This window comes from Kocuria sp. MNB10 (assembly GCF_054073685.1).
Genome location: NZ_CM133411.1, coordinates 427,728 through 450,076, shown reverse-complemented (window position 1 = coordinate 450,076; position 22,349 = coordinate 427,728). Strand labels below are relative to the sequence as shown.

Sequence of the window (22,349 nt, the reverse complement as noted above, 5' to 3'; positions counted from 1 at the left end):
CACGGGTGTGGTGGTGAGATGAGGAACGGGCTGCTCGTCGCGGGATGGAAGTTCCTACACCACCCACGCGTACGAGAGAGCCCGTTCATGACCCACGCTAATGCACCCCTGACCCCGACCGGCCTTCTGCGGATGGTGCACCGTCATCTTTACGATGGTGTGCCCCAGGCTCACGTGGCTGCAAAGTTCCGGGTTTCCCGGCCCACTGTGGCCACCTGGATGTGAAGAAGCTCGGGAGAATCCCCGACGGTGGTGGTTGGTGGGCCCACGGGCGAGACTCCCGCCAAGCCCTGGCTTCCGAACGCGCCCAAGCAGCGTGGCGGGTACACCTACCTTCCCAGCGCCGTGGACGGGTTTTCCCGGCTGGCCTACACCGAGGCCCTCGAGGATGAGAAAGCAGCCACCACAATCGGGTTCTTCTCCCGGCTTTTCGGAAGTAATCGGAAGGTGGGGTGGTTATACCTTCCGTCAAGGACCCCATTGAAGGACATCATGAGCATCGTTATCACCGGAGCTACCGGCCAGCTTGGCCGCCAGGTCGTGGAGACACTGCTGGAGCGCAACGTTCCGCCGCAGGAGATTGTGGCCGCAGGGCGTGCGGTTGAGAAGATCGCGGATCTGGCACAGCGCGGTGTCCACGTGAGGAAGCTGGACTACACCGACGCGGCCTCCGTAGGAAAGGCCATGGAGGGGGCCAGCAAAGTCCTCCTGATCTCAGGTTCCGAGGTGGGCCAGCGGGTGGAGCAGCACCGTACCGTGATCGAGGCCGCTCAGCGCGAGGGTATCCAGCTGGTCGCCTACACGAGCATCGCCAACGCAGACGGTAGTGGGATGAAGCTGGCCGTCGAGCACCAAGCCACCGAGACCCTCCTGGAGCAGTCCGGCGTTCCTTTCGTCCTGTTGCGCAACAGCTGGTATCTGGAGAACTACACCGACCAATTGCCGGGCGTGCTCGCTCGGGGTGCCCTCGTCGGCAGTGCCGGCGATGGTCGGGTGAGCGCCGCCTCCCGCGCAGACTATGCCCAGGCGGCCGCCGCGGTGCTGCTGGCCGACGACCAGGCCGGCAGGATCTATGAACTCGGCGGTGACAAGCCGTTCACCATGGCCGAGCTTGCGGCAGAGATCAGCGCCGCGGCCGGCAAGCACATCTCCTACCAGGACCTGCCGCCGCGCGAATACGCCGCAATGCTCGTCAGGGTCGGAGTGCCCGAGGGGGGCGCGGAAATCCTCGCAGATTCTGATCTGGGAATAGCCCGCGGAGACCTCCTGGTGAACTCTGGAGACCTGAGCAGGCTTATCGGACGCCCGGCCACGTCCATGGCCGAGGCTGTTCGTTCGGCTGTCGCCGCAATCTAACCTCTCGGTAGAACCTGCATGAGTGGCTAGTTCTGTTTGTCCAACCTTCCAACCGGACAACCAGAACTACCCGCCGACCTCGCCCCTGCCGGCAAACCCCACACTGGCGTCCGATGGTGACGTCTGCCGAGGGGTGCCCAGATTCTTCTATGTCGGTCAAGAGCCATTCACGCTCGGGGTCGTAGCGTTGAGGGTTCGATAGACGTGACGGGCTAGGTAGTGCTTGATGCAGCGGCGAATCTTTCGGTCGTTCCTTCCTTCCGCTCGGCGCTTGGTGACGTATAGCCGAGTCAGGGCGTCGTAGGTCATCTTGGTGGTCGAGACCGGGCGTGGGGAACGAGTAGGTGATGACTGATCGTTAGCGTTGAGAGGCGCTGGCGGGGAGGATGTCATCATGCCCGGTCCTTATCCCAGAGAGTTCCGGGAGGACGTTATCGCGGTCGCTCACCGTCGTGAGAGCGGCGTCACCATCAAATAGATTGCTACCGACGTCGGTATCAGCGAAGCGACCCTGCAGAACTGGCTCCGTCAGGTCGACTGTGACGAAGGAAATCGGCCTGGTCAGACTGCGTCGGACGCGGCGGATGCTCGGGAGCTGAAGAAGCGGATCCGCCTCCTGGAGCAGGACAACGAGGTGCTCAGTAGGGCTGCGGCGTATGTGTCGCAAGCGAATCTGCGTTTCGGCGGCTGCCCACACTGACATACCCGCTCGTTGCCGAGCTCGCCGGCGCGGGAAGGGGAACACAACGGGCCCGCCGGTGTTCGAGGACCACCTCCAGCGGGTCTTCCGCGCCGATGAGCCGAACCGGCTCTGGCTGAGGGGTATCACGGGGGATTGGACGAGGGAGGGCACGCTCTACTGTTGCGCGATCGAAGACGTGTTCTCCACCCGCGTCGTCGGATACTCGATCTCGGAGCGGATGACCGCGAAACTCGCCGTGGACGCGGTCCGCAACGCACTCGCCCGCCGAGGCGACGTCGCCGGGTGCATGCTGCACGCCGACAGAGATAGCCAGTTCCGTGGTCGCGCGATGGCCCGGCAGCTGCGCCTGGCCATCGTGGTCTGGATCGAGCGGAAGTATCACCGTCAACGAGCCCAGGACAGACTCGGCGGGTTGACGCCCATCGAGTTCGAAGCCAAACTAACCAAGCCGCTCACACTCGCGGCCTAAACCGAAACCGTCGCCGGCTCGTTCCCCACTCCCAACGACACGCTCTCTTACAACTGGTACAAAAAAGCATCGAGTACCACCCGGCGCCACCCATGTGGCCAACGCCCGCAAACCACTGACACATCCGCTCCCAGGTCAAGGAGCCATCACATGACCCAAACCCGTAACCCGATCCCACCGTTCACCGCCGAAACCGCTGCCCGCAAGGTACAGGCCGCCGAAGACGCCTGGAATACTCGCGACCCCGAGACGGTCGCCCAGGCCTACAGCGTCGATACCGTGTGGCGAAACCGTGACCAGACGATCACCGGCCGGGACCAGGTGATTGCCTTCCTCACCGCCAAGTGGGATCAGGAACTCGACTATCAACTCCGCAAGAACCTGTGGGCGTTTACCGACGATCAGATCGCCGTGCGATTCCAGTATGAGTGGCACGACCATGACGGCCGGTGGTGGCGCTCCTACGGCAATGAGCTGTGGCGTTTCGACGCACAGGGCTACATGACCCATCGCGAGGCCAGCATCAACGACCGTCCCATCGGTCAGGATGAGCGACGCGTGACCCCAGGCCACGGCGAACTTCCCACCTGGTGAGCCTGTCGCCCAGCCATTGAATGCCCTGCCGAGATCCACGACGACGACATTGCCCTCACCGCCACGGCCGTCCTCGTCCGGGCCGTCCAGTGGTTCAACCAGCGTGGTGTCACCGTCGAGAGGTGCTGTCCGACAACGGCGGCGCCTACCGCTCACACTTGTGGCGAGACACCTGCATCGACCTCGACATCCGGCACAAGCGCACGAGGCCGTATCGGCCGCAGACCAACGGGAAGATCGAGCGGTTCCACCTCACCCTGGCCGACGGCTGGGGCTACGCCCGCTGCTATACGAGCGAGGCCGAGCGCCGCGGGAAACTCGAGGGCTGGCTGCACTACTACAACCACCACCGCCCCACACAGCCTGCGGGAACCAGCACCCTTCTCACGATTGACCAACGTCTCCGATCAGTACACCTCGATCCCACACAGTTCGCTGCGGGTGAGGAAGCGCCGGCCCGTGGGTGCCTCGAGGGAGAAGCCCCCACCGCGGCCGGGAACGGCGTCGATCACCAACCGCGTGTGCCGCCAGTACTCGAACTGCTCGGCGGAGATCCAGAACTCCAGGGCCCCGAGATCCTCGCCGGTCGGGGACGGCAACCGGGCTGTCCCCAGCAGGACATCGGCCCCGCCCGTGCGGAACTCACCGGCGGGGAAGCACATGGGCGAGGAACCGTCACAGCAGCCCCCAGACTGGTGGAACATGAGGGGTCCATGTTGCTCCCACAGTTCCTGCAACAGGGCCACTGCGGGCCCGGTGAAACCGACCCGTGAGGTGGTCTCACCGGGTACCGCAGCGGTCGCCTCGAGCACCACGGGGTGTTCGGGATCGGCGATGTCCGCCGGGGACGGGTCCGCCGGTGATGAAGGGGTGCTCATGACGGTTCCTCGCCTTCCGGTCAGGGTCTAGAAGAAGCCCTGCGCGTTCTCGGTGTAGCTCACGAGCATGTTCTTGGTCTGCTGGTAGTGGTCGAGCATCATGAGGTGGTTCTCCCTGCCGATGCCCGAGGACTTGTAACCGCCGAACGCGGAGTGCGCGGGGTAGCTGTGGTACTGGTTCACCCACACGCGGCCGGACTGGATGGCCCTGCCGGCGCGGTAGGCGGTGTTACCGCTACGAGCCCACACACCGGCGCCCAGACCGTAGAGGGTGTCGTTGGCGATCGAGATAGCGTCGTCGTACGAGCCGAACTTCGCCACCGAGAGCACCGGACCGAAGATCTCCTCCTGGAAGATGCGCATGTCGTTGGTGCCCTCGAACACGGTGGGCTGCACGTAGTAGCCGCCAGCGAGGTCGCCCTCGAGCTCCGCGCGCTCGCCGCCGATGAGAACCTTCGCTCCCTCCTTCTTGCCGATGTCCAGGTAGGACAGGATCTTCTCGAGCTGGTCCGTGGAGGCCTGCGCGCCGATCATGGTGTCGGTGTCGAGCGGGTTGCCGGCGGTGATGCGAGAGACGCGCTCGACCCCGTCCGCGAGGAACTGGTCGTACATCGATTCCTGGATCAGCGCGCGCGACGGGCACGTGCAGATCTCCCCCTGGTTCAGAGCGAAGAACGCGAAGCCTTCCAGGGCCTTGTCGTAGAAGCCGTCCTTCTGCTGGGCGACGTCCTCGAAGAAGATGTTGGGCGACTTGCCCCCGAGTTCCAGGGTCACCGGGATGATGTTCTCGGACGCGTACTGCATGATGAGTCGGCCCGTGGTGGTCTCACCGGTGAACGCGATCTTGCGAATGCGCTTGTTGGACGCGAGCGGCTTGCCGCACTCCACGCCGAAGCCGTTGACGATGTTGACCACGCCGTCCGGGATCAGGTCTTGGATCAGCTCCATGAGCACCAGGATGGACGCCGGGGTCTGCTCGGCGGGCTTGAGCACCACGCAGTTGCCGGCGGCGAGCGCCGGGGCGAGCTTCCACACGGCCATGAGGATGGGGAAGTTCCAGGGGATGATCTGGCCGACGACGCCGAGGGGCTCGTGGAAGTGGTACGCCACGGTGTCCTCGTCCAGCTGGGACAGCCGCCCTTCCTGCGCGCGGATCGCACCGGCGAAGTAGCGGAAGTGGTCGATGGCCAGGGGGATGTCCGCGTTGAGCGTCTCGCGCACGGGTTTGCCGTTGTCCCAGGTTTCTGCGACCGCGATCACCTCGAGGTTCTCCTCCATGCGGTCCGCGATCCTGTTGAGCATGAGCGCTCGCTGCGCGGGCGTAGAGGCGTTCCACGACGGCGCTGCGGCCCACGCGGCGTCGAGTGCGGCCTCGATGTCTTCGGCCGTTCCCCGGCCGACCTCGGTGAACGCCTTGCCCGTGACGGGGGTGACGTCCTCGAAGTACTGCCCCTTGACCGGGGGCACCCACGCGCCGCCGATGAAGTGTTCGTAACGGGATTTGAAGCTGACGACGGATCCGTCCGTGCCGGGCTGGGTGTACACGCTCATGGCGACCATCCTGTTGTCCGAAAGTGAGGTGCACCACACTATAGCCAGGCCCCCGACATCATGACAGGCACCCGCATGCCCCCTTATGCGTACACAATGTGCACACGCAACGGGGCGGCCCGGGAGAACCCGGACTGCCCCGTTCACAGAAAGTGCCGGTGGTCGGTGGCGCCTACTCGGTGCGTTGCCCGTCCGAAGGCGCGGCGGGAGCGTACGCGTGCGAACCCTGCTCACCGGAGTGGGCGGGCTGCTCCATGAGGGCGGCGTCGTCCTTGAACGGCTCACTCGAACGCGGGGCGTCGTAGAGCCGGGTGTCCAGGATGCCTTCGCGCTTGGAGACGATCGTGGCCACGAGGGCCTGACCGGTGACGTTCAGGGCGGTGCGGCCCATGTCCAGGATCGGGTCCACGGCGAGCAGCAGGCCCACGCCGTCGAGCGGCAAGCCCAGCGTGGACAGCGTCAGGGTCAGCATGACCGTGGCACCGGTGGTGCCGGCGGTCGCGGCGGAACCCAGGACGGAGACCAGCGCGATCAGCACGAAGTGCATCGGGGTCAGGGGCACACCGTAGAACTGCGCGACGAAGATCGCGGCGATCGCCGGGTAGATCGCGGCGCAACCGTCCATCTTGGTGGTCGCACCCAGCGGGATCGCGAAGGACGCGTAGTGCCCGGGGACACCCAGGTTGCGCTCGCTCACGCGCTGCGTCATGGGCATGGTGCCCAGGGACGAACGGGAGACGAAGCCCAGCTGCATGGCGGGCCACACGCCCGAGAAGAACTGCTTGACGGACAGCCCGTTGAGCTTGATCAACAGGGGGTAGACCACGAAGGCCACGAGCAGCAGGCCCACGTAAACCGTGATCACGAACTTCACGAGCGAACCCATGGAGGTCCAGCCGTACTCGAACACGGCGCGGCCGATGAGCCCCAGGGTGCCCAGGGGAGCCAGGCGGATGATCCACCACACGACCTTCTGCATGATGGCCAGCGCGGACTGCATGAAGGTCAGGAACGGCTCGGCGGCCTTGCCGACCTTCAGCGCGGCGATGCCGATCACGAGCGAGACCACCAGGATCTGCAGGATGTTGAAGTTCACGGCGGTGGTCACGGTCTCCGGATCCACGACCTTGGAGCTGGTCTCCAGACCAAGGAAGTTCACGGGGATCAGGCCCTTGAGGAACCCGAGCCACGAGCCCTCACTGCCGGAATACGTGCCGGGCTGTTCCTGGCCGGTGCCCACACCGGGCTGCGCGATGACACCGAGCAGCATGCCGATCACCACCGCGATCAACGCGGTGATGGCGAACCACAACAGGGTCTTCCACGCGAGGCGCGCGGCGTTGGAGACGTCACGCAGGTTGGCGATGGAGGAGATCACGGCCGTGACCACGAGCGGGACCACGGCGGCCTTGAGGATGGTGACGTAGCTCGTGCCGATCGTGTCCAACGTGGTCATGAGCCAGTTGGGGTTCTCCTCGGGGTCGCCACCCATGGCAGCGGCCAGCGATCCGAGGAGAAGACCCAAAATCAGAGCGATCAGGATCTGCCACCCGAACGACGTCATCCACCGCGGGAGACGGCGAGTACTTTCTGCGGAATTCATGCGCCCAGGATAGGCCCGTGTATCCTAAACGGCACGGGTCACATGACGAAATATGACAGCGCGACACGGGAATAAAATCCTGTACCCTGAAGAATCCCTGAGAATCCGCCGCCTATAGGGCCAAGGCGTACGAGAGTGTGTCCAATCCCACGGAGCCCAGGCGCAGTGCTCGGGCATGAAACTGCCTGAGGTCGAAGTCCGCTCCCTCGCGCGCCATGGCCTGCTGCCGGGCGTCGAGCCACATCTGCTGGCCGATTCGGTAGGACGGCGCCTGACCCGGCCATCCCATGTAGCGCAACCATTCGAAGCGCAGCACGGAATCGGCCATCACTACGTTGTGGCGCAGGAACGCCCAACCGTCGTCGGAGGTCCAGGTCTCGCCCGCGCGCGCGCCGCCCAGCAGGTCCCCGAGCACCTCCGGGATCTCGAAGCCGCAGTGGAATCCCACGTCGAAGATCACGCGCACCGTCCGCAGGCGCTGCGAGTCGAGCATGCCCATCCGATCCCCGGGGTCGTCCAAGAAGCCCAGCTCGGCCATGAGTCGCTCGGCGTACAACGCCCAGCCCTCGCCGTGACCGGAGACCCAGATGCCCATCCGGCGCCATCTGTTGAGCTCACCCGCGTTCGCCAGGGCTGTGGCGATCTGCAGGTGATGACCGGGGACACCCTCGTGGTAGACCGTGGTGGTCTCCTCCCACGTGGCGTGCTGGGAGACGTTCTCGGGGACGGACCACCACATACGCCCGGGCCGGGTGAAATCACCGCTCGGGGGCGTGTAGTAGATGACGCCGTCGTGCGTGGGGGCGATCCGGCACTCGAGTTCGCGCATGGGCTCGGTGATCTCGAAGTGGGTGTCCGCGAGGGTGTCCAGTGCGGCGTCCGATAGCCGCTGCATCCATGCCTGCAACTCCTCGGGGGAGTGCAGTTGCCGTGCGGGGTCCGCGGTGAGAGCGGCCATGGCCTCGGGGACACTCGCTCCCGGCTGGATCTGCTCCGCGACCCGGCGCTGTTCGGCATCCAGCTCGAGCAGTTGCTGCACCGCCCAGTCGTAGACCTCGCGCGGGTCCAGCCGGGCGCCCAGGAACGAGGCGAGGTGCAACCGGTAGTCGTCAATCCCGCACGCGTCCGATTCCCGCGCCCCGGGGGCGAACTCCTCGCGCAGTGCCCGGGCGACGGCGCGGTATGCCTCGCGCGCAGCGTCCGCGGCGCGGCGCAGCTCCTCGCGCACGCCCTCCGGCGCGGTGGGGTCGTTCGTGAGCACCGCGAAGGAGCCCTTGTCCGACGCGTACTGCTCCGCCTGCTGGGAGGCCTCCACGATCTGCGGGGCGGACGGCGGGCGGTCCAGTTCCACGGCCTCGCGCAGGCCCTCGAGGTACTGCTCCAGGGCCGCGGGGATGTTGGCCATCCGGCCGGCGATGTGCTTCCACTCCTGCTCCGTGTCCCGCGGCATGGCGTCCAGGATCTGCCGGATCTCCTGCACCGGGGACGCGATGTTGCTGACCACGGACACGTCCAGGTTCGCCTCGTGGCGGTCCAGCTGCAGGCGCAGCTCGTCGCGCAGCGCGTGCAGCGTCACGCGGTCCACGTCGTCCTGGGGCTCCGCCCGCTCGACGAGCTCGAGCGTGGTGCGGGCCAGTTCCGCGGCGGCCGCGCGGCCCGCGGGCCCGTAGTCCGGGTAGTCGGTCTCGTGGCCGGGAATGCCGTTGAACGTGGCGGCGCTGGGATCCAGGGCCATGCAATGGTCGAAGTAGGTTTCTGCGAGGGTGTCCACGGCGGTCGCGGAGCGGTGCGTGGTGCCCAGGGGTGCCAGGGGTTCGCGGCTCTGCGGGGTGGAGTCGATGTGCGTCACAGAGTGTCACCCTAGTCACGCTCCGGCCGGCGGCAAGCACCCTGGCGAGTCCGACACGCCCGGGCGGTGTGCGCTCGCACGTCGGCGCTGTCGCAATTCGGCGCGGCGACGGCGCGGTTCCCGCGGCACCGGGGAGCGCGCCGGTGTACTCACCGGTGTGGCCGCCGCGAAGCACCGGGGCGGCGAGTTCAGCCCGCGAATCGTTCCTCGAGTTCCGCGAGCAGCTCGAGCACTGCGTCCGTACCCGCGACCGGGCCGCCGGCGAGCAGCCCATCGGCACCGAGCACCACGACCCACGGGGTACCGGGGTGCTCGAACATGGCGCTCACCTCGTGCTCGCGGTCCACCAAACACGCTGCACGCAGGCTCGGAGGGAGCAGATCTCGGTCCTCCTCGCGGGCCACCACGACGTGCACCGCGACCGGCCCCAGGTGGTCGGGCATCCCCGCCGCACGGTCGATCGCGGGGGTGCATGCCCCGCACGAGGGACTCACGTGGACCAGGGCGCGCGCCGCGGTGGCAGCCAGGCCACGCAGGGTCACCGGGTTACCGGCGGCGTCCGTGAGCCCCGCGTAGGGAATGGGTAAACGCGCGTAGACGTCGTGTTCTTCGGGGGCTTTGGAACTGCCGGCCGGTCGAGGGGCTGCGGAGTCTCCCGCGGGTCGAGGCGCGACGGCGCCGGGGACCGCACCCGCTGGTGGGCCCGCCTGTGCGGGGACCGGAGTACCCGCTGTGAGCGCGTAGGCGGGCACAGCGGCGTCGTCGTGCGAGGAACCCGGCAGCGGCGGGATCCCGGCGAGCGCGTGCGGGTCACCGGCGTGGGACGGACCCGGGCGTTCGCTCCACAGGCTCACGAGCATGAGTCCCACGGGGATCGCGACCGCCACGACGACCCACCACGGGACGTCCAGGACCGGCCCGTCGTAATCGCCCACGGTGACGAGCAGCAGGGCCAGGGCGGCCACGATCGTGAAGGCGAGGTTGCGCACCACGGTCCGCGTGGACACCGGGGCGCGGGACAGGGAGCCGAAGCACCCGCACGAGGCGGGATCCGACTGCCGGGTGCCGCGGAACACCGCGGCCGTGAACACCGAAAACAGCACCGTGGCGGCGGAGGCCGCGGCCCACAGCACCACCCCGGAGGCCAGCAGGAGCGCGATCGCCAGGACCAGTTCGAGCCACGGCAGGACACCCTGTAGCCAGCGCGCCGTGAGGGGCGTGGGCAGGGACGTCAGCAGGGACGGGCCGGTGGAGGGGGAGACGAGCTTGGCCACCCCGCTGATCAGCAGCACGAGGGCGAGTGAACCCAGGGAGGACGAGGAGATGACAGCCACGGAAACATTATCCATTTCGATGCATCCTCCTCATGTGCGCTGACAAGCCGACAAGGGGGCGGCGGACTGGGCTCAGCGATCGGGCAGGGTGCGCCGCCACGCACCGCGCCCCGGTCGCAACCGCAGGCCCAGGCGCAGTCGCCGGGTCTGGGACCGCGGAGGCTTGGGTGCGCGGGAGGGCTGGGCGTCCTGCGCCGCGGCCTGCGCGGAGAACACCACGGTGAGCGCGGCCAGCTCCTCCGGGGTCGGGTTGCCGTGGGTGACCGTGAACAGGGGGTCCTGGCGACTCGTGGTCTCGGGCAGCGAAGCGACCGCCGCGGTCCCCGGATCATGGGCGGGACGGGACACGTCACCGGCCGCCCGCGAGGCCGGTGAGTTGTTCTCGGCCGTGCTCACAGCGGAATGTTCCCATGCTTCTTGGCGGGGGTGGACGCGCGCTTGTCCGCGAGCCCGCGCAGGGCCCGGATGATCTGCTCGCGGGTCTCGGACGGGCAGATCACCGCGTCCACATACCCAAGTTCGGCGGCCTGGTAGGGGTTGAGCAGGTCCTCCTCGAACTTCTGCGCGAGTTCGGCGCGCAGCTGCTGGTCCTCACCAGTTTCCTGGGCGGCCTTGAGGTCCCGGCGGTAGAGGATCTCCACCGCACCCTGGGAGCCCATGACACCGATCTGGGCGGTGGGCCACGCGAGGTTGATGTCCGCGCCCAGCTTCTTGGACCCCATCACGATGTACGCGCCGCCGTAGGCCTTGCGGGTGATGAGCGTGACCAGGGGGACCGTGGCCTCCGCGTACGCGTAGAGCAGCTTGGCCCCGCGGCGGATGATCCCGTTGAACTCCTGGTCCGTGCCGGGCAGGAACCCGGGGACGTCCACGAACGTGAGGATCGGGATGTTAAAGGCGTCGCAGTGACGCACGAACCGCGCGGCCTTCTCGGAGGCCGCGATGTCCAGGGTCCCGGCGAACTGCATGGGTTGGTTTGCCACGATCCCCACGGTGTGACCCTCAACGCGGGCGTAGCCCACCATCACGTTGGGGGCGTAGAGTTCCTGGATCTGCATGAAGTGCCCGTCGTCCACGACCGTCTCGATCACGGTGCGCATGTCGTACGGCTGGTTCGCGGAGTCCGGGATCAAGGTGTCCAGGGCGAGGTCCTCGTCCGTGACCTCTTCGACCTGGTCGTGGTCGAGCACCGGGCTGTCCTGCAGGTTATTGCCGGGCAGGTACTCGAGCAGCTCGTGGACGAAGTCGAAGGCGTCCTGCTCGTCCGAGGCCAGGTAGGCGGCGGTGCCCGTGCGCTCGTTGTGGGAGCGGGCCCCACCCAGGGTCTCCATGTCCACGGTCTCACCCGTGACGGTCTTGATGACGTCTGGGCCCGTGATGAACATGTGGGAGGTCTTGTCCACCATGACCACGAAGTCGGTCAGTGCGGGGGAGTAGGCGGCGCCACCGGCGCACGGGCCCATGATGAGCGAGATCTGCGGGACCACCCCGGAGGAGCGCACGTTCATGCGGAAGATGTCCGCGAACATCGCCAGGGAGGCCACGCCCTCCTGGATGCGGGCGCCGCCGCCGTCGTTGATCCCGATCACCGGGCACCCGTTGCGCAGTGCGAACTTCTGGACCTTGACGATCTTCTCGCCGTTGACCTGGGACAGGGAGCCCCCGAACACGCCGAAATCCTGGGAGTAGACGGCCACGAGGCGCCCGTCCACGGTGCCGAAACCGCTCACCACGCCGTCACCCAGCGGCTTCTTCTTCTCCATGCCGAACATGGTGCTGTGGTGCACGGCCAGGGCGTCGAACTCCACGAACGAGTCGGGGTCCAGCAACATCTCAATGCGTTCCCGGGCAGTGTTCTTCCCGCGCGCGTGCTGCTTGTCCACGGCCGCCTGTCCGGACGGTACCGCGGCCTCCTCGCGGCGCTGCCGGAAGTCGGCGATCTTGCCTGCTGTGGTGGACAGGTCGTGGCTCATAACACCTCGCGTCATCGTGATCGGTACTGGTTGGGCGTACCGCGAGCCCTGGGAACGCCCCCCAGTGTAATTGCAGGGCCCACACGCGCCTTTGTAGAAGTCCCACAACGCAGGCCGGTGCTCTTTCGACGGGCGCGAGCGTCCCGGGTCCCTCAGGCGGAGGTGTCGGACCCCACCGAGCCGATCGTCACGGTCCATTCCCGGATCGTGTGCTCCGTGACCACACCGTGGACCACCAGGGGGTCCTCGGCGATGATCCGTTCGATCTCCTCGGCGCTGTCCGCACGCAGGACGATCAATGCGGCGTCACCTTCCAAGGGCCCCGAGACGATCACGACGCCGCGCTCGTGCAGTTCGCGCAGGAACGCGCGGTGGGCGGGGCGGTGCTCGGTCAGGATGTCCTGCGGGCCGCCGTAGACGTAGTTCAAGGCGTAGACGCTCATACCGGGTCCTCTCGTGGTGGCGCTGGCTGGTCCCAGCATATGCCCGGCTCACGACGCTAGACATAAACTTGCGGTACCGCCCCGTCGTCGACATGCGTCGTGGGCACAATCATGTGAGGAGTACCCATGGAAGCCACCGAGGACCGGCCCGCCGCGGACTACCGCGCCGCGGAGCTGGACGGGGCGCTGCGCGGCCACGGGTGCCGCCTCACGATCCTGGACAGCGTCCCGTCCACCAACGAGTGGCTCGTCGAACAGCTCTCGCGGGACGCGGCGCACGACGCCGCCGGGGCACCGCTGCGAGCGGTCGTCGCGGGATTCCAGAGCCGCGGCAAGGGGCGCCTGGACCGCAGCTGGTTCACCCCCGCGGGCACCGCCGTGACGTTCTCGGTGGCCCTCACGCCGCGGGACCGCTCGGGCCGCGCGTGGCCGCAGGACCTCCTGCCGTGGCTCACGCTGATGCTCGCGCACAGTGTCACGGCCACCGTGCGCGAGCTGACCGGCGTCCCCGCGGCGGTGAAGTGGCCCAACGACGTCCTGATCCGCGAACGCAAGGTCTGCGGCATCCTCGCGTCCCTCGTACCCTCGCCCCCCGGTGCCGCACACCAAGGACCCACCGTGGTGCTCGGCGCGGGCATCAACGTCCAGCAGGGCCACCTCCCGGTCCCCGGCGCCACGTCCCTGCGCCTCGAGACCGGGAACGACGCCGCTGTCCCCACCCGCAGCGCGGTGCTCACCGGGGTGCTCGCCCACTTCTCCCGCGCCCTCGACCGCGCGAGCGTGGACCCCGCCGCGCAACTCGGGCCGGGTGGGGAACTGCGACGGGAGCTCGAATCCGCTCTCGACACCCTGGGACGCCGCGTGCTCGTGCACCTGCCAGGGCGCAACGCGCCATTGCCCGCCACCGCCGTGGGACTGGGATCGTCCGGTCAGCTGCGCGTGCGCGACGACGACGGCCGCGAGCACGAGTACGGCGCGGGCGACGTCGTCCACGTGCGACCCGGCCCCCGCACCCCGGAGGACGCCGGACACGAGAACGAGAGGCCCCGATGACACGCTCGCGCCGCGCCCTGGACCTGGCACCGGGGGAGGACACGGTCGTGGCCACCCGCGCCCACCCCTTGAAACTCGTGGCCCCGGCGCTCGCCGCGTGGGCGATCGTGTTCGGTTATTCGGCCCTGCGCCGCGTCCTGGACCTCACGTGGCGGCCCACAGCCACCCCATGGACCACGCTGCACGCGTTCGTGGGGTGGCTGCTGCTCATTGCGGCATTGCTGCTCGCGTGGCGGTTCGTGCTCTCGCCCGCGTGGCGCTGGCTGCGCACGCGCTTCGTGCTGACCACCGCGCGGCTTGCCCTCGTGGGGCCCCCGGCGCGGGACGGTGCTGTGTTCCTGCCCCTGAACGAACTGCGCTCGGTGCGCGTCACGCGCGGGGCCACCCGGCCCGGCGAGGCCCGCGAGGGCCTGGACCGCGGCACCGTGCTCGCGGATTTCGGGGGCCTGGGCGGGCTCAAACTCGCCAGCTGCCCGCAACCGGCCCGCTTCGCCGCGTTGGTCCGCGAGTCCGCGGCGGACGCGGGCAACTACAGTGGTGGAGGCAACACGGCCGGACCGGGGTATCCCGGAACCCATATCGCCCAGCAAGGAGGACCGCGTGGCTGACGACCCCTCGGAGCACACGGACGGATACGTCACCGGGCCGCAGACCGAACAGCTCAACCTGAACGTGCACAATCCCGTGCAGTCCAACCTGTACGGGTCGGAGGAGTCCAAGGCGGCGGCGCGCCACCTCGACTCCCTGTTGTTGGGTTCGCAGCGTCACCTGCGGCGCCGGGAGGCCGCGCGTGAAGCGGGGCTGTCCACGGCGTCCGCCCGGAAGATCTGGCGTGCCCTGGGCTTCCCGAACCTCAGCGACGACGACGTCTACTTCACGGGCGAGGACGTCCGGGCCCTGCGGGTGGTCTCCAACCTCGTACAGGAGGAGAAGCTCAGCGAGGAGGCCGCGCTGTCCCTGGCCCGCTCCGTGGCGCAACTGACCGACCGCATGGTCGTGTGGCAGATCGAGGCGCTCGTCGAGGACATGGTGGCCCACCGGGACATGACGGACGCCCAGGCACGGCGCGAACTGCTGCGCATGCTCCCGGAGATTCTCGAACCGCTCGAGAACCTGCTCGACTACGCGTGGCGCCGTCAGCTCTCCGCAGCCGTGCAACGACTGGCCATGCGCGGTGAACGCGCGGACGGGTCCACTGTGAGCCTCGGGATGGCGGGCCCGGACGTGGGCTCCTCGTCCCTGCCGCTCGCGCGCGGCGTGGGGTTCGCGGACCTCGTCTCCTACACGTCCCTGTCTCGGCAGATGAACGAGCGCACCCTGGCCAACCTCGTGCAGCGCTTCGAGAAGCGGTGCGCGGAGGTGATCTCGATCGGCGGTGGCCGCGTGATCAAGACCATCGGCGACGAAGTGATGTTCCTGTCCGAGACCCCCGAGGGCGGGGCGCAGATCTCGCTCGCACTCGCCCGCGTGATCAAGAACGACCCCCTGTTGCCGCAGGCCCGCGTCGCGTTCGTGTGGGGGCGCGTGCTGCCGCGACTCGGTGATCTCTACGGGCCCACCGTGAACCTCGCGTCCCGGCTCGTGGCCCTCACGGAACCCGGGGGTGTCATGGTGGATGCCTCCACCGCCCGTGTGCTCGACGGCGACGACCGGTTCGTGCTGACCCCGCAACCCACCCGCAACGTGCGCGGCTTCGGGGACGTGCGCCCCGTGTCTATCACCCAGGGCCACGGGCCCTTTCTGGAAGACGAGGTCGAATGACCGTTCCCCTGACCATCCGATCGGGCGGTGTCACCGATCGGGGACTGCGTCGTGAGACGAACGAGGACGCATTGATCGTCACGGACACCATGTGTGCCGTCGCGGACGGGATGGGCGGTCACGAGGCCGGTGAGGTGGCCAGCGCGCTGTGCGTGTCCACGCTGGGTGGCTCGGACCTGTTCTCGCTCGACGACTTCCGCGACTACGTGATCGTGGAGCCGGCACCCGGATCGGACGTCGCCCGGTTCCGCGCGACGATCGACCGCCAGCTCAAGCTCGACCCGGACGTGCCCAACGAGGCACTGGAGGCCGTGCACCGGGTGCGCTCGGTGCTGTGGGAAGCGGACCAGGCCATCCAGGCCCAGTGCGGCACGCGCGCCGGGACCACGGTCACGGGTGCGTGGCTTGTGGAGATCGCCGGCACCTGGCTGTGGCTCGTGTTCAACGTGGGGGATTCGCGCACCTACCAACTCGTGGGCCCGCCCGTGGGGGAGCCGCCCACGACCGAGACCGGACCCGTGGGCGTGACCCAGCTGACCGTGGACCACTCCGAGGTGCAGTACCTCGTCTCGATCGGCCAGCTCACCCCGGCCCAAGCGCTCGTGCACCCGCGGCGCAACGTCATCACGCGCGCCCTTGGCACGGGCCAAATCTGGGAACCGGACGTGATCGTGGTGCCCGCGGTGCCGGGGCAGCGGTTGCTCATGTGCTCCGACGGTCTCACGGGGGAACTCTCGCCCGCGCACATCGCCCGCGTCCTGCACTCGGTCCCGCACCCCAAGGAGGCCGCAGACGTCCTGGTCCAGGCCGCGCTGCGCACTGGTGGCCGGGACAATGTCACGCTCGTGGTCGCGGACGTGCTGCGCGCGGACGACCCCCGCGCCAACACCACGTCCATCCCCAGGATCCGCTGAGTTCACGTCCCGGGCATCGCGCGGCCGGTGCCTGGGCACGCTTGCGTGCGCGCGTCAAGCCGAGCGTTTCGTTCGCAATGAAACGGTCGGGGCGCGGCTCACGCGGACGCGGAAACCCCGCGCGAGCCGGCCGGGTCAGGCGTGGTGGCCGCGCGTCTGGGCGCCCGGGTCCTTGGCGGGCTTGGGCTCCTTGACGGGGGCCTTGCCGCTCGCGCGCAACCGGCGGTAGTAGCCCGCGGCCTCCTCCTGGCGCTCGGCCTCCACCGTGCCGCCGATCTCAGCGCGCAGCAGCTCGGGCGAGAGCCCGAACGCGTCCACCAGCTCCAGGGAGTAGGGGCGCAGGCGCGCAATGAGGCGGTTGATGTAGGACTCCAGAGCGCGGCCGCGGCGCATCGAGAGCCGACCGTAGGAGAGGTACCACGCGAGGTCCTGCTCGATCAGGTGCAGGCCGAAGAGGTCCCGCAGCCACGTGAGCACGCGCTTGGTGTCCGGGTCCTCGATCTTCTCGAGACCAGCGGTGAACGCCTCCCACTGCAGCAGCTGGGCGTGGGAGCGGGCGGCCTCGAGTAGCCGGTTCTGGTTGTTGTTGAACGCTTTTGCCTGCTCGGTGCGGGACTTGCGGGAGACGGCCCGCAGCTCGTCCGCGATGTCGCCAATCATGGTCTGCACCCGGTCGGTGAGCAGCGCGCGCTGGGCCGCGGGATCGCGCAGGGCGTTGACGGACTTGCGGGAGTCCCCGGTGTCCGAGAACGCCTGGGTCAGCTTGCGCAACCCGGAGCGGTTGAAGCCGGCCTCGGTGGCGCGGTCCGCCACGTAGCGGGCCATCACGCCCACGTCCGCGTTCTTGAACTCCGCGGAGTAGTCGTTGAGCAGGCGCTTGGCCACGAGCTGGAGCAGGATGGTGTTGTCACCCTCGAAGGTCACGTACACGTCCAGGTCCGCGCGCAGCTCCACGAGGCGGTTCTTGGCCATGAAGCCCGCACCGCCGCACGCCTCGCGGCACTCCTGCAGCGTGTCAAGGGCGCTCCACGTGGACATCGGCTTGAACGCCGCGGCCAGGGTCTCGAGCTCCTGACGGTTGCCGTCCGAGTCGTCCTCGCCCGAGAAGACCTCGTGGAACTTGTCGAGCAACTGCTGGTGCGCAAACGTCATGGCGTACGTCTCGGCGATGCGGGGGATCAACCGGCGCTGGTGGCGCTGGTAATCCAGCAGCGTCTGCTCCTGGATGTCCGAGTCCGTGGTGAACTGCCGACGCTGCTCGGCGTAGCGCACCGCGATGCTCAGCGCGGCCTGGTTCGCGATCGTCGCGGCGCCGTCGAGGGACACGCGGCCCTGCACCAGCGTGCCGATCATGGTGAAGAAGCGCCGGCCCGGGGACGGGATGGGGGAGGAGTAGACGCCGTTCTCGTCCACGTCCCCGTACTTGTTGAGCAGGTTGGTGCGGGGCACGCGCACGTGGTCGAAGTGCAGTCGGCCGTTGTCGATGCCGTTGAGCCCACCCTTGCGGCCGTCGTCCTCGCCGCCCACGCCCGGCAGGAACTCGCCGTTCTCGTCCCGCAGGGGCACGTAGAGGCAGTGCACACCGTGGTTGGTGCCGTTGACGATGAGCTGCGCGAACACGGTGGCCGCGCGGCCGTGCACCGCGGCGTTGCCGAGGTAGTCCTTCCACGCGGCCTTGAACGGCGTGTGGATCTCGAACTCGTCCGTCTCCGGGATGTACGTGGCGGTGGTGCCGATCGAGGCGACGTCAGAACCGTGGCCGATCTCCGTCATGGCGAACGCACCGGGCATGCTGAGGTCTAGGATGGAGGGGAGCCACTTCTTGTGGTGCTCCTCGGTGCCCAGGTTCAGCACGGCGGAGCCGAACAGGCCCCACTGCACACCGGACTTGATCTGCAGGGACGGGTCCGCGAGCACGAGCTCCTCGAACGCGGAGAGGTTGGCGCCGGGGCTCATGGCCCCGCCCACGCTCTCGGGCATGCCCAGGTACTGGGGCCCGGCATCCGCGAGCAGCTTGAGCTGCTCGAACGTGACGTTGCGCTGGTCCGCAAAGGACTGGTCGTACTGGGACTGGAAGCGGGGATCCTTCGCCCGCTCGCGTGCCGCCTTGCGTGCTTCGGGCCAGCGCCCCAGCAGGATGGCGCCGAGCTCGGCGGTGTCGATCCCGGACGGGGTGGTGGCACCGTCCTCGGGCAGGTCTTCGATGCGGTCGGTATTGGGAACTGTTCCGCTGACCGAGGTAATGGACATCATGACTCCTGACGGTTCTCTGGGACGGGTGGTTTACCCGTCGTCCTGATGGGGGAAGTTGGTGGTGCGGATTCACTGCCGGTCACGGGGCGCAGGCCCTCCACGGCCCACGTGGTGATGATCCGACTCATGGTGTGGCGATCCGGTTTTGCGGTATCGCCGCCGAGTTCGAGCCAGGCCTCACCCGCACCGCGGACCATGCCCACGGTGGAAGCGGCCCAGCACTTCAGGACCCCCTCGGGCGTGGCCCGGCTGCCGTGGTGGCGCATGTGTTGCTCCATGAGCAGGCCCCTTACGGAATCCACGAAGCGTTCGATCGTGGAACCCCGTTCCGTGGGGGCGGTCACCACGAAGCGGTAGACCTCACCGGAGGCCGCCACGGACTTGAGGTACTCGGAGACGAGGGCGTGGATCATGGCGGCGAACGTGTCCGCTTCGCTGGCCGCGGCCACCATGCGTCGACGCATCCGGGTCACGAAGTACTCACCCACCGCGGCCTGCACGCCGGCCTTGTCCTTGAAATAGCGGTAGAAGACGGACTTGGAGGTCCCGCACGCCGTGGCGATCTCCTCCATGGACAGCGCAGCACCGTTCGCGGCCACGGCGTCGCGCGCGGCCGTGATCAGTTCGATCCGCCGCACGGCGCGGTGCCGCTGCCAACGCGAGCTCCTGCCGTCCACGGGGTGGGTGACCTGTTTCACGATACCGAGAGTATCAGCTATTCTGGATCCCGAGTGATCCAGATCGCATAAATTCCCCGAAAGGAACTACGCATGAGCGAGAATACGCAGAACACGGCACCGTCCACCCCGGCCACCGGAACCGGTTCCGAAGCCGCCAAGCGAGTTGCGGCCCCGGCCGCCTCCTCCGCGCCGCAGGGCGGAGCGACGGGAGCCCGCGCCGTCGTCGTGGCGGGCAACCGCATCCCCTTCTCCCGCGCGGGCGGGCCGTACGCGAACGTGTCCAACCAGGACATGCTGACCGCCGCGATCGACGGGCTCGTGGCCCGGACCGGGATCGCGGGCGAACGCCTGGGCGCCGTGGCGGCCGGTGCCGTGATCAAGCACTCCCGGGACTTCAACCTCACGCGCGAGTCCGTGCTGGGCTCCGCGCTGGACCCCGCGACCCCGGCCTACGACATCCAGATGGCGTGCACCACGGGCATGGAGACCGTGAGCTCGATCGCCAACAAGATCCGGCTGGGCCAGATCCGGGCCGGGATCGCCGGTGGTGTGGACTCGTCCTCGGACGCTCCCATCGCCGTGAGCGAGGGGCTGCGCCGCGCGCTGCTCAAGCTGCAGCGCGCCAAGACCACCGCCCAGAAGCTCAAGGCGTTCAAGGACCTGCGCCCGGGCGACCTCGCGCCGTCGGTGCCCTCGTCCGGTGAGCCGCGCACGGGCCTGAGCATGGGTGAGCACCAGGCGCTGACCACCCAGAAGTGGGGCATCACACGCGAGGCCCAGGACGAGTTGGCCGCGGCCTCCCACCAGCACCTGGCCGCCGCGTACGAGCGGGGCTTCTTCGACGATCTCGTGACCCCGTTCAAGGGTCTGACCAAGGACAACAACATGCGCCCGGACTCCACCGTGGAGAAGCTGGGCGGGCTGAACCCGGTGTTCGGCAAGAAGCTCTCCGGTGAGGCCACCATGACGGCCGGCAACTCCACGCCGCTCACGGACGGTGCCTCCACGGTGCTCATCTCGTCCGAGGAGTGGGCCGGTGAGCACCACCTGACCCCACTCGCCGAGGTCGTGGACAGCGAGGCCGCCGCGGTGGACTTCGTGACCGGCAACGAGGGCCTGCTCATGGCCCCGGCCTACGCCGTGCCGCGTCTGCTGGCCCGCCACGGCCTCACGCTGCAGGAGCTGGACCTCGTGGAGATCCACGAGGCGTTCGCCTCCACCGTGCTGTCGATCCTCGCCGCATGGGAGTCCCCGGAGTTCTGCAAGGACCGCCTGGGCCTGGACGCGCCCCTGGGTTCGGTGGACCGCGCCAAGCTCAACGTCAACGGGTCCTCACTCGCCACTGGGCACCCCTTCGCCGCCACGGGTGGTCGCATCGTTGCCTCCACCGCCAAGGAACTGGCCGCACGTGCCAAGGAGACGGGCAAGCCGCAGACAGCGCTGATCTCGGTGTGCGCCGCCGGTGGTCAGGGTGTGGCCATGCTGCTGCGCTCGGTCTAAGCGAGTTCACGGCCACGGCGAGACACCACGATTTCTGGGAGAGGACACAAGTGACGGACACATATCTGGACATGGTCAATTCGGGGCTGGGCAAGCAGCTCGCCGGCAAACTGGGCCTCCCGCGCCCGGTCACGCTGCGCCGGTTCACCGCGGACGGGGACTTCCCGAGCGGCTCCGTGCTCGTGCTCGGCCGGGGTGCGGCGGGCGACGCCGCGTCGTCGGCCCTGCTCGGCTGGGACCTGGACGTGCGCCGGCACGCTCAGGACGTGGACCGGGTGGGTGCGGTGGTGATCGACTACACGGAGGTCGACAGCCCCGCCGATCTCGCGGACGCCGCCCTTGAGCTGGCCTCGGCCGTGCGCAAGCTGCGCCCGGGCGGGCGGGTCATCACGTTGTCGCGACCGGCGCCCGGGATCGGGACCGGAGCAGCGTCGGGCACGCTGCCCGGCGCGCGGCAGTTGACCCCGTCGCAGGCCGCGGCGCGCCAGGGTGTCGTGGGCATGCTGCGCTCGATCGCCCAGGAGATGCGCGGCGGCGTGACCGCCAACGGCATCCTGCTCGCGGACGACGTCGCTGCGGACGCTCCCGGTGTCACGGGCGCCCTGCGCTTCTTCCTCTCGGGCCGCAGCGCGTACGTGGACGGGCAGTTCCTGACGGTGGGTGACGACCGCGGGGACGCGGACGTGGACTGGGTGCACCCCGTCGCGGGCAAGGTCGCAGTGGTCACGGGTGCCGCACGCGGGATCGGCGCACAGGTCACGCGTACGCTCGCGGCCTCGGGCGCCACGGTCATCCCCGTGGACGTGCCCGCCGCCGGTGACGCGCTGAGCAAGCTCGCCAACGAACTGCGCGTGCCCGCGTTGCAGCTGGACGTCACGGACCCGCAGGCCGGACAGAAGATCCTGGACCTCGCGGTGGCCCGGTACGGCCGGCTGGACCTCGTGGTGCACAACGCGGGCATCACGCGGGACAAGATGCTTGCCAACATGGACCAGGCCAAGTGGGATTCCGTGATCGCGGTTAACATCGAATCGCAGTTGCGGATCACCGAGACCCTGCTCGCCTCCGATCAGCTGGGCCCGGCGCCGCGCATCGTGTGCCTCGCGTCCACGAGCGGCGTGGCGGGCAACCGCGGTCAGACCAACTACGCCGCCTCCAAGGCCGGGGTGATCGGTGCGGTGGCCGCCACGGCACCGCTGATCGCGGAGAAGGGCGGGACCATCAACGCCGTGGCTCCCGGGTTCATCGAGTCGGACATGACGGCCAAGATCCCGGCGGCCCGCCGCCAGATCTCCCGCCGGTTGAACTCCCTGCAGCAGGGCGGTACGCCGGAGGACGTGGCACAGGCCATCACGTTCCTGCTCTCGGACGCCGCCGGTGGGATCAACGGTCAGACGTTGCGCGTGTGCGGCCAGAGCCTCGTGGGAGCATGATC

General features: G+C 68.4%; 18 protein-coding genes and 3 pseudogenes. 11 read left to right on the top strand and 10 right to left on the bottom strand.

Annotated features, from left to right (window positions below; translation table 11 throughout):
* Positions 1-194: 194 nt before the first annotated feature.
* The 5 genes and pseudogenes from ACW9PK_RS01995 to ACW9PK_RS01975 all read left to right on the top strand — a co-directional run.
* A pseudogene (locus tag ACW9PK_RS01995) lies at positions 195-426 on the top strand (IS481 family transposase); the annotation flags it as partial.
* Positions 427-492: 66 nt separating this feature from the next.
* Complete coding sequence (locus ACW9PK_RS01990) at positions 493-1,356, top strand: SDR family oxidoreductase (protein ID WP_457016331.1); 864 nt, start codon at positions 493-495, stop codon at positions 1,354-1,356.
* Positions 1,357-1,750: 394 nt separating this feature from the next.
* Positions 1,751-2,528, top strand: a pseudogene (locus ACW9PK_RS01985) (DDE-type integrase/transposase/recombinase).
* Positions 2,529-2,678: 150 nt separating this feature from the next.
* On the top strand, positions 2,679-3,122 hold the full coding sequence (locus tag ACW9PK_RS01980; protein ID WP_457016330.1) for a nuclear transport factor 2 family protein: 444 nt from the start codon (positions 2,679-2,681) through the stop codon (positions 3,120-3,122).
* A gap of 27 nt (positions 3,123-3,149) precedes the next feature.
* A pseudogene (locus ACW9PK_RS01975) lies at positions 3,150-3,536 on the top strand (integrase core domain-containing protein); the annotation flags it as partial.
* Here the strand turns inward: ACW9PK_RS01975 and ACW9PK_RS01970 are convergent.
* From ACW9PK_RS01970 to ACW9PK_RS01935, 8 genes are all read right to left on the bottom strand, one after another.
* Complete coding sequence (locus ACW9PK_RS01970; protein ID WP_368844903.1) at positions 3,530-4,000, bottom strand: DUF779 domain-containing protein; 471 nt, start codon at positions 3,998-4,000, stop codon at positions 3,530-3,532. The pseudogene ACW9PK_RS01975 and the gene ACW9PK_RS01970 sit on opposite strands and share 7 nt — an antisense overlap.
* Positions 4,001-4,027: 27 nt before the next feature.
* Entirely contained in the window at positions 4,028-5,551 is a 1,524-nt protein-coding gene (gene exaC, locus ACW9PK_RS01965) for an acetaldehyde dehydrogenase ExaC (protein WP_064846902.1), read from the bottom strand.
* A 172-nt stretch (positions 5,552-5,723) separates the two neighbouring features.
* Positions 5,724-7,154 (bottom strand): dicarboxylate/amino acid:cation symporter, encoded by a 1,431-nt coding sequence (locus ACW9PK_RS01960; RefSeq protein WP_368835840.1) that lies wholly within the window; start codon positions 7,152-7,154, stop codon positions 5,724-5,726.
* 112 nt (positions 7,155-7,266) lie between these two features.
* Entirely contained in the window at positions 7,267-9,003 is a 1,737-nt protein-coding gene (locus ACW9PK_RS01955; RefSeq protein ID WP_183085805.1) for a DUF885 domain-containing protein, read from the bottom strand.
* Positions 9,004-9,191: 188 nt separating this feature from the next.
* The gene (locus tag ACW9PK_RS01950; RefSeq protein WP_457016329.1) at positions 9,192-10,337 is read right to left on the bottom strand and encodes a MauE/DoxX family redox-associated membrane protein; all 1,146 of its coding nucleotides are present in this window, start codon (positions 10,335-10,337) and stop codon (positions 9,192-9,194) included.
* A gap of 72 nt (positions 10,338-10,409) precedes the next feature.
* Positions 10,410-10,733 (bottom strand): acyl-CoA carboxylase subunit epsilon, encoded by a 324-nt coding sequence (locus ACW9PK_RS01945; RefSeq protein ID WP_222119012.1) that lies wholly within the window; start codon positions 10,731-10,733, stop codon positions 10,410-10,412.
* Positions 10,730-12,310, bottom strand: a complete 1,581-nt coding sequence (locus tag ACW9PK_RS01940; RefSeq protein ID WP_064846904.1) for an acyl-CoA carboxylase subunit beta — start codon at positions 12,308-12,310, stop codon at positions 10,730-10,732. Before ACW9PK_RS01940 ends, ACW9PK_RS01945 begins: the two co-directional genes overlap by 4 nt.
* Positions 12,311-12,462: 152 nt before the next feature.
* Positions 12,463-12,753 carry a YciI family protein gene (locus ACW9PK_RS01935; RefSeq protein WP_064846905.1) on the bottom strand — a complete coding sequence of 97 codons (291 nt, stop codon included), beginning with the start codon at positions 12,751-12,753 and terminating at the stop codon, positions 12,463-12,465.
* Between the two features lie 126 nt (positions 12,754-12,879).
* On the opposite strand from ACW9PK_RS01935, the gene ACW9PK_RS01930 reads away from it, so the two are divergent.
* The 4 genes from ACW9PK_RS01930 to ACW9PK_RS01915 are packed head-to-tail and all read left to right on the top strand — an operon-like array spanning position 12,880 to position 16,481.
* Entirely contained in the window at positions 12,880-13,806 is a 927-nt protein-coding gene (locus ACW9PK_RS01930; protein ID WP_144999016.1) for a biotin--[acetyl-CoA-carboxylase] ligase, read from the top strand.
* Positions 13,803-14,414 (top strand): hypothetical protein, encoded by a 612-nt coding sequence (locus ACW9PK_RS01925; protein WP_064846907.1) that lies wholly within the window; start codon positions 13,803-13,805, stop codon positions 14,412-14,414. The genes ACW9PK_RS01930 and ACW9PK_RS01925 overlap by 4 nt, the downstream gene beginning before the upstream one ends.
* The gene (locus tag ACW9PK_RS01920) at positions 14,407-15,567 is read left to right on the top strand and encodes an adenylate/guanylate cyclase domain-containing protein (RefSeq protein ID WP_457016328.1); all 1,161 of its coding nucleotides are present in this window, start codon (positions 14,407-14,409) and stop codon (positions 15,565-15,567) included. The genes ACW9PK_RS01925 and ACW9PK_RS01920 overlap by 8 nt, the downstream gene beginning before the upstream one ends.
* Entirely contained in the window at positions 15,564-16,481 is a 918-nt protein-coding gene (locus ACW9PK_RS01915) for a PP2C family protein-serine/threonine phosphatase (RefSeq protein WP_144999020.1), read from the top strand. The genes ACW9PK_RS01920 and ACW9PK_RS01915 overlap by 4 nt, the downstream gene beginning before the upstream one ends.
* A 135-nt stretch (positions 16,482-16,616) precedes the next feature.
* On the opposite strand, the gene ACW9PK_RS01910 is transcribed toward ACW9PK_RS01915, so the two are convergent.
* Both ACW9PK_RS01910 and ACW9PK_RS01905 read right to left on the bottom strand, forming a co-directional pair.
* On the bottom strand, positions 16,617-18,731 hold the full coding sequence (locus tag ACW9PK_RS01910; RefSeq protein ID WP_457017149.1) for an acyl-CoA dehydrogenase family protein: 2,115 nt from the start codon (positions 18,729-18,731) through the stop codon (positions 16,617-16,619).
* Positions 18,731-19,432 (bottom strand): TetR/AcrR family transcriptional regulator, encoded by a 702-nt coding sequence (locus ACW9PK_RS01905; protein WP_239318228.1) that lies wholly within the window; start codon positions 19,430-19,432, stop codon positions 18,731-18,733. The genes ACW9PK_RS01910 and ACW9PK_RS01905 overlap by 1 nt, the downstream gene beginning before the upstream one ends.
* 72 nt (positions 19,433-19,504) lie before the next feature.
* On the opposite strand from ACW9PK_RS01905, the gene ACW9PK_RS01900 reads away from it, so the two are divergent.
* Complete coding sequence (locus ACW9PK_RS01900; protein ID WP_457016327.1) at positions 19,505-20,914, top strand: acetyl-CoA C-acetyltransferase; 1,410 nt, start codon at positions 19,505-19,507, stop codon at positions 20,912-20,914.
* Between the two features lie 50 nt (positions 20,915-20,964).
* Positions 20,965-22,347: a 3-oxoacyl-ACP reductase gene (locus ACW9PK_RS01895; protein WP_312795334.1), complete on the top strand. Its 1,383-nt coding sequence runs from the start codon at positions 20,965-20,967 to the stop codon at positions 22,345-22,347.
* Positions 22,348-22,349 lie beyond the last annotated feature (2 nt).

What these genes read in the sequence shown, in the direction of transcription:
- ACW9PK_RS01970 (WP_368844903.1), bottom strand. Translation starts at nt 4,000, where the DNA reads ATGAGCACCCCTTCATCACCGGCGGACCCGTCCCCGGCGGACATCGCC.
- ACW9PK_RS01930 (WP_144999016.1), top strand. Translation starts at nt 12,880, where the DNA reads ATGGAAGCCACCGAGGACCGGCCCGCCGCGGACTACCGCGCCGCGGAG.
- ACW9PK_RS01935 (WP_064846905.1), bottom strand. Translation starts at nt 12,753, where the DNA reads ATGAGCGTCTACGCCTTGAACTACGTCTACGGCGGCCCGCAGGACATC.
- ACW9PK_RS01940 (WP_064846904.1), bottom strand. Translation starts at nt 12,310, where the DNA reads ATGAGCCACGACCTGTCCACCACAGCAGGCAAGATCGCCGACTTCCGG.
- exaC (WP_064846902.1), bottom strand. Translation starts at nt 5,551, where the DNA reads ATGAGCGTGTACACCCAGCCCGGCACGGACGGATCCGTCGTCAGCTTC.
- ACW9PK_RS01900 (WP_457016327.1), top strand. Translation starts at nt 19,505, where the DNA reads ATGAGCGAGAATACGCAGAACACGGCACCGTCCACCCCGGCCACCGGA.
- ACW9PK_RS01910 (WP_457017149.1), bottom strand. Translation starts at nt 18,731, where the DNA reads ATGTCCATTACCTCGGTCAGCGGAACAGTTCCCAATACCGACCGCATC.
- ACW9PK_RS01915 (WP_144999020.1), top strand. Translation starts at nt 15,564, where the DNA reads ATGACCGTTCCCCTGACCATCCGATCGGGCGGTGTCACCGATCGGGGA.
- ACW9PK_RS01925 (WP_064846907.1), top strand. Translation starts at nt 13,803, where the DNA reads ATGACACGCTCGCGCCGCGCCCTGGACCTGGCACCGGGGGAGGACACG.
- ACW9PK_RS01980 (WP_457016330.1), top strand. Translation starts at nt 2,679, where the DNA reads ATGACCCAAACCCGTAACCCGATCCCACCGTTCACCGCCGAAACCGCT.
- ACW9PK_RS01990 (WP_457016331.1), top strand. Translation starts at nt 493, where the DNA reads ATGAGCATCGTTATCACCGGAGCTACCGGCCAGCTTGGCCGCCAGGTC.
- ACW9PK_RS01960 (WP_368835840.1), bottom strand. Translation starts at nt 7,154, where the DNA reads ATGAATTCCGCAGAAAGTACTCGCCGTCTCCCGCGGTGGATGACGTCG.